General features: G+C 63.3%; 10 protein-coding genes. 4 read left to right on the forward strand and 6 right to left on the reverse strand.

The window, feature by feature from the left end; genetic code table 11:
- The 6 genes from AC1D2G_RS07530 to AC1D2G_RS07555 all read right to left on the reverse strand — a co-directional run bounded on the left by AC1D2G_RS07530 (position 1) and on the right by AC1D2G_RS07555 (position 8,500).
- Positions 1 to 150, reverse strand: a complete 150-nt coding sequence (locus AC1D2G_RS07530) for a DUF3096 domain-containing protein (protein ID WP_080680904.1) — start codon at positions 148 to 150, stop codon at positions 1 to 3.
- 116 nt (positions 151 to 266) lie between these two features.
- Positions 267 to 974, reverse strand: a complete 708-nt coding sequence (locus AC1D2G_RS07535; RefSeq protein ID WP_245331037.1) for an N-acyl amino acid synthase FeeM domain-containing protein — start codon at positions 972 to 974, stop codon at positions 267 to 269.
- Between the two features lie 248 nt (positions 975 to 1,222).
- Positions 1,223 to 3,538, reverse strand: a complete 2,316-nt coding sequence (locus tag AC1D2G_RS07540) for a putative bifunctional diguanylate cyclase/phosphodiesterase (RefSeq protein WP_477413000.1) — start codon at positions 3,536 to 3,538, stop codon at positions 1,223 to 1,225.
- A gap of 141 nt (positions 3,539 to 3,679) precedes the next feature.
- Positions 3,680 to 7,159 (reverse strand): indolepyruvate ferredoxin oxidoreductase family protein, encoded by a 3,480-nt coding sequence (locus AC1D2G_RS07545; protein ID WP_477413002.1) that lies wholly within the window; start codon positions 7,157 to 7,159, stop codon positions 3,680 to 3,682.
- 200 nt (positions 7,160 to 7,359) lie between these two features.
- Positions 7,360 to 7,896, reverse strand: coding sequence for a hypothetical protein (locus tag AC1D2G_RS07550; RefSeq protein ID WP_095082973.1), 537 nt, complete (start codon positions 7,894 to 7,896; stop codon positions 7,360 to 7,362).
- Positions 7,889 to 8,500, reverse strand: a complete 612-nt coding sequence (locus AC1D2G_RS07555; RefSeq protein ID WP_477413004.1) for a CGNR zinc finger domain-containing protein — start codon at positions 8,498 to 8,500, stop codon at positions 7,889 to 7,891. The genes AC1D2G_RS07550 and AC1D2G_RS07555 overlap by 8 nt, the downstream gene beginning before the upstream one ends.
- 142 nt (positions 8,501 to 8,642) lie before the next feature.
- On the opposite strand from AC1D2G_RS07555, the gene AC1D2G_RS07560 reads away from it, so the two are divergent.
- The 4 genes from AC1D2G_RS07560 (at position 8,643) to AC1D2G_RS07575 (ending at position 13,139) form a co-directional block, all read left to right on the forward strand.
- Positions 8,643 to 9,548, forward strand: coding sequence for a branched-chain amino acid ABC transporter permease (locus AC1D2G_RS07560; protein ID WP_477413006.1), 906 nt, complete (start codon positions 8,643 to 8,645; stop codon positions 9,546 to 9,548).
- 186 nt (positions 9,549 to 9,734) lie between these two features.
- The gene (locus AC1D2G_RS07565) at positions 9,735 to 10,319 is read left to right on the forward strand and encodes a TRAP transporter small permease subunit (RefSeq protein WP_477413008.1); all 585 of its coding nucleotides are present in this window, start codon (positions 9,735 to 9,737) and stop codon (positions 10,317 to 10,319) included.
- Complete coding sequence (locus tag AC1D2G_RS07570) at positions 10,316 to 12,091, forward strand: TRAP transporter large permease (RefSeq protein ID WP_477393709.1); 1,776 nt, start codon at positions 10,316 to 10,318, stop codon at positions 12,089 to 12,091. The genes AC1D2G_RS07565 and AC1D2G_RS07570 overlap by 4 nt, the downstream gene beginning before the upstream one ends.
- A 19-nt stretch (positions 12,092 to 12,110) precedes the next feature.
- A complete protein-coding gene (locus AC1D2G_RS07575) occupies positions 12,111 to 13,139 on the forward strand; it encodes a zinc-dependent alcohol dehydrogenase family protein (RefSeq protein ID WP_477393771.1) in 1,029 nt (342 codons plus the stop codon).
- Positions 13,140 to 13,275 lie beyond the last annotated feature (136 nt).

Below are 13,275 nucleotides of genomic sequence, written 5' to 3' on the forward strand. Positions count from 1 at the left end.
TCAGCCGGCAAGATGCGGGAAAAGCCCGAGCAGACCGACGACGATCAGATAGAGCGCGACAATGTAGTTCAACAGCCGAGGCATGACGAGTATCAGCACGCCGGCGATCAGCGAGATGAGCGGCGTGAGCGCGAGCTGCGAGATGTGCATGTCGGGTTCCTTCAAAGACTGCGCGGCGATGCCCGGGGCGCGGCAGCGCCCTTGACGTCATCCAGAACGCAGAAGTGGCCGGAAAGGTCCAGGCGCTTCGCGAAGATCGCGCGGCCTCAGGCGGCTTCGCGATAATATTTCGCTGTCGGCACGATGGACAAGGGTGTCAGTCGGTTGATGGCCGGATTGGCAAACATCAGCCGCTGTTCGGTCGGCGTCGACCTGAAGAATGGGAACCGTTCGAGTGTCAGGCGCATGTTTTCGCCGGCAGGGATCTCGAACAGTGCGATCGGAGTAAGAACGCCGGGAAACTCTTTGCCCTCAGTCCTCTGCACGGCATTGAAGTAACGGGCATAAAAATTGGAATGCTCGATCTTGACCGGCGTAAGGACCGAGTCCTGGCCAAAGTAGCGCGAGGCCACCATGGCAAGCCTGAGTGTCAGAAAAGGCAGCACTCCGGGCGCCGGTGCGCTGTCGGGATCGGTTGCGAACCGGGTTCCGTCGATGAAGGTTTCTCCGCGGGCAAGTCGCTCGATCAGTATTTCCGGATAGGCATCGACGGAGGGCGAATACGGGTGCTCGCTGGAAATGTAGTGGAAGCGGATCGTGCTGACCAATTCGCCATAGCAATAGACACCGAACCGGTAGGAATTGGGCAGATTGTCCCAGCGATCCTCGAACATCCCGCTGTCGATCGGACCGCACATGCCTGAGCGCAGGTAGGATTTATAGCGAAGTCGGTAGATCGCCTCCAGATCCTCGCCTCCTGTAATAAGGCGATAATCGACATGCTCCAGCAGTTGCATGATCGATCGGTTCAACACCGAATCCCCAGCCGTGCTGACCCCGCCAGACGCACTCCCTACAGCCCGTGCAGCATCCATTGTCTGTCCTCGAAAATTCCGCCTGCGGATAGGCTATTCGAGCTGAAATGAGACACAAGCTGAAATTCCGATATTGTTCATTTACCTTCTGTTAACGTTAACGGCCGGACGTGCGTTTGGAAATGTCTACTGATGAATAACTCGCGTGAGGAGGAGGCTGCCAAGAGCCAACTTCGAAAAGCAGGATACTAACTGGCTGTCCGCTTGCCGGTGAGACGCAGGTCAGCGACGAATGGCCAGGTGGCACTCGACATCGTCTCGATACCCGACGCACTAAGCGCGGCGCCGAAGAGGAAGCCTTGCACGAGATCCGGTTTGACCTGCAAGGCCAGGATCTTGAGCTGCTCGAAGGTCTCTACACCTTCGACGGTCACGGAAAGTCCGAGCGGCCGTGACAGATTGACAATGCCCTTGAGCAGTTCGAGCGAGCGGCTGTTCTGAGTGACGTCTATCAGGAACGAACGGTCGATCTTGATCTTGTCGAGCGGCAGCTTGTGCAGGTAGCTCAGGCTCGAATAGCCGGTGCCGAAATCGTCGAGCGCAATGCGCACGCCAAGCTGCTTCAGCTCCTCGATGTACTGGCGTGTCAGCGACTTGTCGTCGAGCAGCGCCGTTTCAGTGACCTCGATCTCCAGCCGGCCGGCGGCGAGGCCGGAGCTGGTCAACGCATCACGAACCTTCTGGACGACGTCGCGGCTGCGGAAATCCTTGGCGGAGAGATTGACCGAGACGGTCGTCTGGTCCGGCCATTTGGCGCATTCGGTGCAGGCCGCCTGCAGCACGAAGGTGCTGATCTCGGAAATGATGCCCATTTCCTCGGCCAGCGGAATGAAGATGCTGGGCGAGATCGGCCCGAGATCTGGATGATCCCACCGGCACAGCGCCTCGCAGCTGGCGATACGCATGGTGTTCATCGCCACGATCGGCTGATAGACCACGCGCAGGACCTTGCTTTCCACAGCAGTGCGCAGATCCGCCTTCATCAGCTGACGGTTGCGGAAGGCGGCATCCATCGAGGCCTCGAACAGCCGCCAGCTGTTCTTGCCGAGCTCCTTGGCCTTGTAGAGCGCTAGGTCCGCCTTGACGATCATGGCGTCGACATCGGTATCCTTGACCCGCGACAGCACCGCGCCGCCGCTGGCCTGGATGCGCAGTCCGTGACCGGCGACGTCGACCTCTCCCTGCAGGCCGGCGAAAATCTCGTCGAGCTGGCCGGTCAGATGGCTCTCGTCCTCGACGCGGTCGAAGAAGACCATGAATTCGTCGCCGCCGAAACGGCTGACCGTGATGCCTTGTCCGGCAATGGCCGCAAGGCGCTCGGCGACGGCGTAGATCAACCCGTCGCCGATCGGGTGCCCAAGCGTGTCGTTGACGCTCTTGAAATCGTCGAGATCCAGCACTGCCAGCCCGCAGAGACGGTCGCCGTCGCCGGACGCCATGGCCTCGCCGACCAGTTCGTGGAAATAGGCGCGGTTGGGCAGGCCGGTGAGGTTGTCGTAGCGGGCCATGAAGCGGATCTTGTCTTCCGCCTCGACGCGGGCGGTGACGTCCTCGAAGGTGATGACGCCCAGCTCCTGGCTGCCCTCGCGAGCCGAGAATTCATAGTGCTGGCCGTTGGCGAGGGAAACCAGCACCTTGCGGTCGCGGCCCTCGCGCAGGGCGCGCGTCAACTGGGCCTCGATATAGCGGCAATCCTTCGGCGCCAGCATGCCGCCTGCGACACCGCGCATCAACAGACCGTGGATCGACCGCCCGAGCAGCGCATCCGGCGACTTGAGCGACATCAGATGCGCGGCCTCGGCATTGGCCACCGCCACGCGGCCGTTGGGGCCGAGCATGACAAGGCCGTGCGACATGGTGTTGAGGGCGCGATCGAACCTGAGGGCGAGCTTCCTCGCTTCCTTGTGGCCAATGACGGCCGAGAAAAGCACGTTGCGGACGTGATCGGCGCTGTTGATGGTGATGAAAGTCAACGGGATGATCATCAACCCGAGAACGACCGAAGGGACATCCATCCGCAGCAAGAGTGCAAGTGCCGCCGGACCAATGAAGGTCACGGAAAAAATCCGCACCATGCGCGGAGATCCGTAGTTCCGGCCAACAACAGTGACCAGGGTAGCAATGGCCAGCGACGTCGCGGCCAGTTCGGCAAAGGGGTCAGGGTACACATAGATCGAAATGAAGCATAGCGCGCCCAACCCGAGGCCCTGCAGGCTGCCCTTGAGGATGTAGTTGCGCTCCCACCGCCGCGCCTCGTCGACATTGGCTATGACACCGCCCGCCTTGCGGAAGGCGCGAATACCGAAGTAACGGAAGAGGCTGATGGACAGTAGAGTAAAAGAGAAAGCCAGGAACAACGGATTGTGCGTGCGAAAGTAGATCATGAATCCGAGGATCCAGTAGCATACGCCGCCAATCACCAGCATGTGGGCGTTGTCGAACAACGACCGCACAAACTGGATATAAACATCCGGTGGGATGTTTTCGGTCTTTGTCCTGCCCATATCGTCGGCCCAACGCTAAGCCCTGTCATGCCACGTCCGCCTTAAGAAAGGCTTAGAACAGTGGTTTCGGCTCGGTTGCCGAGGGCGCGCAGATGCAGGATCGGCTGGGAAACTGGGCTTCAGGTAAACAAGGCGTATCGATCATTCGGCAGCCTGAAGTTTCGGCCGTGCCGACGTGTTCGACAGACGTTCGAGCAGCCTTTTGCGTTCGCCGGCCGCCTTTTCGGCGCTGGCCCGGCGGACGTGGCCATAACCGCGAATGAGAGCCGGCACCGAGGCCAGGGCAATTGCCGCATCGACCCCTGCCGGCGCCAGCGTTCTGGCAACAAGGTCCAGATCCGCCTCGTACTGCACAAGAAGTTGCCGCTCCATGCGCCGCTCGGCGGTGTAGCCGAACAGGTCGAAGGCGGTGCCGCGCAGGCCTTTCATCGCCGCCAGCAGGCGAAAACCCTTCATCATCCAGGGGCCGAAGCTCGATTTCCTCGGTGTGCCGTCATTGCCGCGGCGGCCCATGATCGGCGGGGCGAGATGGAATTCGAGTTTCTCGTAGCTCTGGAACTGCTTGCCCAACTCGGCGGCGAAAGAACCATCGGTGTAGAGCCGCGCCACCTCGTACTCGTCCTTGATGGCCATCAGCTTGAACAGGTTCCTGGCGGCAGCCTCCGACACCGCGGTCGAACCGGGTACGGCCTTGGCTTCGGCGGTGCGCAGGACGGCGATCCTATCGGCATAACGCCTGCCGTAGGCGGCATTCTGGTAGGCGGTCAGGAAAGCAACGCGGCGGGCAATGATGTCATCCAGCGTCTCGGCGATCGCAGCGGCCTGCCCGGTCTTGCCCGGCTGGGCGACGAGGCCGCGTACGAAATCCGGCTGATGGGCGGCACGGCGGCCCCAGCGGAAGGCGGCGATGTTCATCGCCACGGCTTCGCCATTGAGCTCGATCGCCTTCTCGACAGCCTCGGCCGACAGCGGCAAGCCGCCGTGCTGGAAGGCAAAGCCGAGCATGAACATGTTGGCGCCGAGTGAATTGCCGAACAGCGCGGTGGCGGTGCGCGTGGCGTCGAAGAAATGCGCCTTGCCGTCCCCGGCGGCGGCGCGGATCGCCTTCTTCAGGCGCTCGATCGGCAACGAGAAATCGGCCGACCGGGCAAATTCGCCGGGCATGATCTCGGCGGTGTTGGCGAGAAAGATGGTATGGCCCTCGCGCACCGCCGTCAGCACTTTCTTGGCGCCCGACACGACGAGATCGCAGCCAAGCACGAGATCGGCCTTGCCGGCCGAGACGCGGATGGCATGGATGTCGTCCGGGGTGCGGGCGATGCGGACATGGGTGAATACCGAGCCGCCTTTCTGGGCAAGGCCGGCCATGTCGATCATGCCGCAGCCCTTGTCCTCGAGATGGGCCGCCATGCCGAGCACCGCGCCGACAGTGACGACGCCAGTGCCGCCGACGCCATCGATGATCGCCGCCCAGCCCTGCTCGCCAAGCGGGAATTCGGCGGGCGTCGGCACGCCGTCCAGCGGGTCGGCCTTGCCGGCCGTCCCCTCGGCCTTGCGGATCTTGGCGCCGTGCACGGTGACGAAGGACGGGCAAAAGCCGTTGACGCAGGAGAAATCCTTGTTGCAGCTCGACTGGTCGATCCTGCGCTTGCGGCCGAATTCGGTCTCGACCGGCTGGATCGAAACGCAGTTCGACTGCACGCCGCAATCGCCGCAGCCTTCACAGACCAGTTCGTTGATGAAGACCCGCTTGTCGGGATCGGGAAAGGTGCCGCGCTTGCGGCGGCGGCGCTTTTCGGCCGCACAGGTCTGGTCGTAGAGCAGCACCGACACGCCTTTGACGCCGCGCAGTTCGCGCTGGACGAGATCGAGGTCGTCGCGGTGATGGATGGTGGCGCCGACCGGGAATTCGGCCTTGCCGGCATATTTGTCTGGCTCATCGGTGACGATGGCGATGCGCTCGATCCCTTCGGCGCGCACTTGCCTGGCGATCATGTCGACGGTCAGGCCGCCTTCGTGCGGCTGGCCGCCGGTCATGGCGACGGCGTCGTTGTATAGGATCTTGTAGGTGATGTTGGCGTCGGTCGAGAGTGCGAAGCGGATCGCCAGCGTGCCGGAATGGTTGTAGGTGCCGTCGCCGAGATTCTGGAAGATGTGGTCGCGCTTCGAGAACGGCGCCTGGCCGACCCATTGCGCGCCCTCGCCGCCCATCGCGGTGAAGCCGAGGGTGTTGCGGTCCATCCACAGCGCCATGAAGTGGCAACCGATGCCGGCAGCGGCGATCGAGCCGTCCGGCACCTTGGTCGAGGAATTGTGCGGGCAGCCGGAACAGAAGAACGGCGTGCGCGAGCCGATGTCGGTGGCATCCGCCAGCATCGCCTGGAACTGGCGCAGCTTTGCCACCCGCGCCGAAATCTCTTCCGACGGACCGATCGTCCGCACGATCCTCTCGCCCAGCGCGATGGCGATCTCGTTGGGGTCGAGCGCGCCTTTGGCCGGAAACAGCCAGTCGCCGCGCTCGTCCTTCTTGCCGACAATGACCGGCTGCGAGGCGGTGCCGTAAAGGCTTTCACGCAGTTGCACCTCGATCAGCGAGCGCTTCTCCTCGACGACGACGATGGTGTCGAGGCCGCGGGCAAAGTCCGCGATATGCTGCAGGTCGAGCGGCCAGGGACAGCCGACCTTGAACAACCGCACGCCGATGCGGTTGGCGGCCGCCTCGTCGATGCCGATGTCCTCCAGCGCCTGGCGGACATCGAGATAGCTCTTGCCCAGCGTGATGATGCCGAGCTTCGGGTTGCGGCCGCCCGAATAGACGATGCGGTTCAGCCCGTTGGCATGGATGAAGGCGGAGGCAGCGACGCGCTTGTATTCATGCAGCCGCTCCTCCTGGCCGAGCATGTCGATCTCGTGGCGAATGTTGAGACCGCCGGGCGGCATGTCGAAATCGGGCACGACGATGTTCAGCCGTTCGAGCGAGGCATCGACCGAGGCCGTCGATTCGATGTTGTCCTTGACGCATTTGATCGCGGCCCAGGTGCCGGCAAAGCGCGACATGGCAACGCCGTAGAGGCCGTAATCGATGATCTCCTGGACGCCGGCCGGGTTGAGGATCGGCACCATGGTGTCGACGAACAGGAATTCGGTGGCGTGCGCGTTGGTCGATGATTCGGCCATGTGGTCGTCGCCCATCAGGGCGAGCACACCGCCATGTTTGGACGAGCCGGCGAGATTGGCGTGGCGGAACACGTCTCCCGAACGATCCACGCCCGGCCCCTTGCCGTACCAGACCGAAAAGACGCCATCATGGGTGCCCTCGCCCAGCAGTTCGGTCTGCTGCGATCCCCAGCAAGCGGTGGCGGCAAGCTCCTCGTTGAGGCCGGGCTGGAAGACGACATCGGCTTGGGCGAGCTGTTTCTTGGCCTTCCACAACTGCATGTCGAGGCCGCCGAGCGGCGAGCCGCGATAGCCGGAAACGAACCCCGCCGTGTTGAGGCCGGCGCGACGGTCGCGCTCGCGCTGCATCAGAAGCATGCGGATGACCGCCTGCGCACCGGACAGGAAGATGCGCTCCTTTGCGAGGTCGAACTTGTCGTCGAGCGCGACATCGTGCAGCGTCATCAGGCATTTCCTCTGCGGAGGCCACGTGGGAGCAGGCAGCCAACGTTCGGAGTCGGATGACGCATCCTTTCTCCCCTTGCAAGGCAGGTCAAACAAAATCGAAGGTACCAGCCAACGCGCAACGAACGGTCCGCGGCGATCACGAATCGGGCGTGGAACCACTCCACGGACGCTGGCTAGCGCACTAAAATTTCTGCGCGTCAGATGCCTTTCGAGCAATCCGGCTTCGGTTCGCCCGGCAACTTGCCGTCGGGATGGCCGACGAGATCGGGATTGGCCGTGTAGAGCTGATCGATGACCAGCGGCCGGTCGGGCAGCACCGACTGGTCCTCCGTCGACATCAAGGTGGTGTCGATCTTTTGCAGGATCGCGCCATCGGCGCCCTTGATGCTGATGGCGATCGCATAGGGCTTGTTCTTGACGACGCAGGTCAGGGCCGGGCTCTCAAGGGTCACCTTGTCGAGCTTCGGCCAGACCTTCTGCTCGACCACCAAAGGCGCGCCGCCGGCGGGATCCTGGAAGCTGGCGACAGCCACCTGGCCGTCTCCCATCGGCTGCAGCGGCCGTAGCGTGACGACATAGGTTGCCCTGGCGAGACGGTAGTTGAAGACGAATATCTTGCCGGAAATCTCGAACAGCTTGCCTTCGTCGTTGCCGGTATCGCGGCAGGCACCGAGCGCAACGGCGGCAATCAATGCAGCGCCGACAACGATCGAGCGGGAAAGACTCCTAAGCATCCTTGACCTCATTGGCCGCCATGCGGCGGCGGCGATAGTGACGACTTGCCTTCTGACGGTTGCCGCATACCGCCATGTCGCACCAAAGACGGCTGGAATTGCGGCTTCTGTCGACGAACAGCCAGGTGCAGTTGGGACAGATCCTCAGCCTTGCGACGGTGTCGTCGCGCAGCAGCGACAGGGCGGAAACCGCCAGCGCCGCCTCGAAGGCGATCGGCGTCACCGGGTCGCCGAACGGCCTTCCCGGCGCCCCGATTTCAGTCTGGCTGCCAGCCAGCCCCTCCGCGCAGGCGCTCAAGAACCCGGGCAGATCGGCGGTGGCAACCGTGCCTTTCGACACCGCGCCACGAAACAGCCGGTCCGTCGCCTCGCGGATCGACATCACGACGGGCGCGATTGCGACGGGCGACGATACCGCCAGTTGCCGGTCGCCCAGCTCGGCGGCGCGAAAGGCGCTCGCCGCGTCGGCAAAGCGGGCGATCTCGGCCGGATCATCGAAGCGGTCGAACGTCTTCTGCGGATCGCCGCGCAGCACCACGGTGTTCGCCGTGTCGAGCGCAAGCAGGCCACCGGTGAAGCGGTGCGGGGTCCAGGATACCGTCATGCCCGAAATCTAACCGATAAATCGCATTTGACAAGTTAGATTCGGCGATGCAAACCTTCGTGAGGATGCGGTTCCCGCAGCCTTTTTGAACATGTCGTCGTCAAAACCGTTGCTTCGGGACGGCATGATCCGAGGGTTTTGCATGCTCTATTTTTTCCAGCAGGTGCTGAACGGGCTGCATTCGGGGGCGCTCTACGCGCTGCTCGCCTTCGGCTACGTGCTGACCAACGGTATCCTGCACCGCACCAATCTTGCCTATGGCGCGCTGTTTGCCTTTTGCGGCCAGACGATGATCCTCACTGCGGCTTTCGGCTATCAGGTGCTTTGGCTGACGCTGCTGGCTGCGGTGGCACTCGGCGTCGTCGCGGCTTTCCTGTATTCCGCGCTGGTCAGCTACGTGCTGTCGCGCAGCGTCTTCGAACCGTTGGCCGACCGCTCGCCCAATGCGATCGTGGTGACCACGCTCGGCATCCTGCTTTTGTTGTCGGAAGCAAGCCGTATCGCTGCCGACACGCATGATCTGTGGCTGCCGCCGATGCTGGCGCAGCCCGTCGTTTTCGCGCAGGACGCAACCTTCAAGGCAACCCTGACGCTCATCCAGCTCATCGACTGCGCGGTGGTGCTGACGGCAATCGTGCTGGCTGCGTGGGCATTTGCCCGTTCGAGCTTCGGCCGGCGCTGGCGCGCCGTCTCCGACGATCCCAAGGCGGCCGCCATGTGCGGTGTCGACGTGCGCGCGGTGTTCCGGCATGCCGTGCTGTTCGGCGGTTTCTGCGCCGCACTGGCCGGCGTCATGGCCGGCCTCTATTACGGCAATGTCAGCTTCGGGTCAGGCCTCGTCTATGGCTTGAAGATCCTGTTCGTGACCGCGGTCGGCGGCTATCTCTCGCCACCGCGCGCGGCGCTCGGTGCGGCCGCCTTCGGCATGGCCGAATCGCTGTGGGCCGGCTACTTCCCGGTCGAATGGCGTGACGCCTGGATGTATCTGTTCCTGGTCGCCATGCTGGTGCTGATCGGTGCCGGCCGCGACACCACCAAAATCGCCTGAAACCATCAGACTTTGGTTGCATGACGCCGGGGCATAGCGCCAATATCCGGACCTGCCCTCCGATGCGATGACGTTTGCTGCCTCCACCTTGTTGACCCGTCAATCCACGCGCGGCATACCGTTGGACCACGCGGCGTGGCGGACCTGAGGGGGAAGCTGGCACGCCTCCGGCACAGGGAGGAATGCATGGCAGGGCTTCTCGCTCTATCCAGGACCATTGATCGCGCGAACGAATTCATCGGCAAATGGGTGTCATGGCTGATCCTGCTGGCGATCCTGGTCAGCGCCGCCAACGCCATCATCCGCAAAATCTTCGACATATCCTCGAACGCCTGGCTGGAGCTGCAGTGGTATCTATTCGGCGCCGCCTTCATGCTGGCTGCCGCCTATACGCTGAAGCAGAACGAACATATCCGCATCGACATCGTCTACGGCATGTTTTCGCGCCGCGTGCAGCACTGGATCGACCTGCTCGGCCACATCCTCTTCCTGATGCCGTTCGTGACGCTGATGGTGATCTATTTCGTTCCCTATGTGTCGCTGTCGTTTCGCAGCGGCGAGATGTCCAACAACTCCGGCGGACTGATCATCTGGCCGGCCAAAGCCATCCTGCTGGTCGGCTTTTTCCTGCTCGCTCTGCAGGGCATCTCCGAGATCATCAAGAAGATCGCCATCATGCGCGGCGACATGGATGACCCCAATCCGTTCATATCGGCACATGAGCAGGCCGAACTCGAAGCCAAGGCGCTGGCCGACGAGGTGCGCTCATGATGGAGTTGATCGCCCAGAACATGGCGCCGATCATGTTCGCCTCGCTGATCATCTTCCTGCTGATCGGCTACCCCGTCGCGTTTTCGCTGGCCGCCAACGGCCTGATGTTCTTCTTCATCGGCGTGCTTCTCTCGCCCTATTCCGGTGGATCGATCAATCTCGCCTGGCCGCTTCTGCACGCCCTGCCGGATAATTTCTACGGCAGCCGGGTGATGTCGAACGACACGCTGCTTGCCATTCCGTTCTTCACCTTCATGGGCATCGTGCTTGAACGATCGGGCATGGCCGAAGACCTGCTCGACACGATCGGCCAGCTGTTCGGACCGATCCGCGGCGGACTTGCCTATGCGGTGATCTTCGTCGGCGCGCTGCTGGCGGCAACCACCGGTGTGGTGGCGGCATCCGTCATCGCCATGGGCCTGATCTCGCTGCCGATCATGCTGCGCTACGGCTATGACCGCCGGCTGGCATCCGGTGTCATCGCCGCATCCGGCACGCTCGCCCAGATCATCCCGCCGTCGCTGGTGCTGATCGTGCTGGCCGACCAGCTCGGGCGCTCGGTCGGCGACATGTATGCGGGCGCGCTGATCCCGGGCCTGGTGCTGACCGGCCTTTACGCGCTCTACATCCTGATCATGTCGATCGTCCGGCCGGCATCGGTGCCGGCGCTGCCGCTGGAGGCGCGCACGCTCGGCCACGGCGTTCTGTCGCTGCTGGCGGCATTGCTGGTCACGTTGGCGGTTTCCTACGCGGCGTATCGCTATCTCGCGCCGGCGCATGGCGACAATGCCGACATTCTCGGCGCCACCGCCGGCGTGCTTTTCATCTACGTCGTGGCAATTGCCGACAAACGCCTGAACTTCAACATGATGTCCAGGCTGGCGCAGCAGGTGATCATCGTGCTGATCCCGCCACTGGCGCTGATCTTCCTGGTGCTCGGCACCATCTTCCTCGGCATCGCCACCCCAACTGAGGGCGGCGCCATGGGTTCTGTCGGCGCCTTGATCATGGCGGCGGCAAAGGGGCGGCTGTCGCTGGACGTGATCAAGCAGGCACTGACCTCGACGACGCGGCTGTCGTCCTTCGTCCTGTTCATCCTGATCGGCGCGCGGGTGTTCTCGCTCACCTTCTACGGCGTCAACGGCCACATCTGGGTCGAGCACCTGCTGACCTCGCTGCCGGGCGGCGAAGTCGGCTTCCTGATCGGCGTCAACATGCTGGTCTTCTTCCTGGCGTTCTTCCTCGACTTCTTCGAACTCGCCTTCATCATCGTGCCGCTGCTGGCGCCGGCCGCAGACAAGCTCGGCATCGACCTGATCTGGTTCGGCGTGCTTCTGGGCGTCAACATGCAGACCAGCTTCATGCATCCGCCCTTCGGCTTCGCGCTGTTCTACCTGCGCTCGGTCGCCGCGCGCGTGCCCTATCTCGACCGCATCACCGGCAAACAGATCGCACCGGTCACCACCGGGCAGATCTATTGGGGAGCGGTGCCCTTCGTCTGCATCCAGGTGATCATGATCGGGCTGACCATCGCCTTCCCGCAGATGGTGATGCATTACAAGGGCACGGTGGTCGATCCCGGCACGATCGACTACAAGGTGCCGGAAGTCCCCGGCCTGTCGCCGCTTGGCACACCGCCGGCCGACGGCGGCTCGGCGCCGGCCGCTCCTGCCGCCCCTGATCTGTCGCAACCACCGAATTTCGGCGACACGCCGCCGGCCAAACCGGCGGCACCGCAGCCGGACCTGTCGCAACCGCCAAGCTTCAACTGAACCCGGCATGGCCAGGATCATGAAAGCGGTGCGGCTGGAAGCGGTGGGCAGCATCACGCTGCGCGAGGTCGACAAGCCCGACATCGGGCCGGATGAGCTTCTGGTGCGCGTTGAAGCCTGCGGCGTCTGCGGCACGGACCGGCATCTGTTCCACGGCGAATTCCCGTGCACGCCGCCGGTGACGCCCGGGCATGAATTCTCCGGCATCGTCGAGGCACTCGGAAAATCCGTATCCGGCTTTGCCGTTGGCGACCGCGTCACCGGCGACCCCAACATCGCCTGCGGGCGTTGCGCGCACTGTCATGCAGGGCGGGTCAACCTCTGCAGCAACCTGCGTGCCATCGGCATTCATCGCGATGGCGGCTTTGCCGAATACCTTGCCTTGCCGCAGAAGCAGGCCTTCATCCTGCCTGCGGACCTGAAGCCGACGCATGGTGCCTTCTGCGAACCGCTCGGCTGTTGCCTGCATGGCGTGGACCTGGCCGAGATCAGGCCAGGCAGCTCGGTGGCCGTGCTTGGCGGCGGCGTGATCGGCCTGCTCACCGTGCAGCTGGCGCGCCTGGCCGGGGCCACGACCATCATCTTGTCGACCAGGCAGGCCTCGCGGCGCGCGCTCGCCGAAGATCTCGGGGCCACGGCGACGGTCGATCCGACCGCCGCCGATGTCATCAATGCCGTCGCCGGACCAACGGGCCTGGCGCCAGGCGGTGTCGACGTCGTCTTCGAATGCGCGGGCGTGCGGGAGACCGTCGAGCAGTCGATGCGGCTGGCCCGCGCCGGCGGCACGGTGGTCATCGTCGGCGTGACGCCGCAAGGCATGAAAGCGGAATTCGAGCCCTTCGACCTGCTGTTCCGGGAATTGAAAGTGCTCGGCTCCTTCCTCAATCCCTACACCCATCGCCGCGCCGCCGAACTCATTGCATCGGGCACAGTCGAGATCGACCGGCTGATCTCCAGGCAGGTGACGCTCGAAAACGCGGCAGCGGTGATCGCCAATCCGCCGGCGCCCGGCGAGGTCAAGGTGCTGGTGGTGCCGCACGCGGGCTGAGCGGCTGCGGCTTGGCCGTGCGCGCTTGCCGGCAACCCATCGATCGGTTATTGGGTGCGCGCCGAAAAAGACATGACCGGTTCGGTAGTCCGTCAACCTGTTGAATATGCTGTCTTTACTGCCAAGCGAAGGCTTG

Source organism: Mesorhizobium sp. P2_C7 (assembly GCF_056404515.1).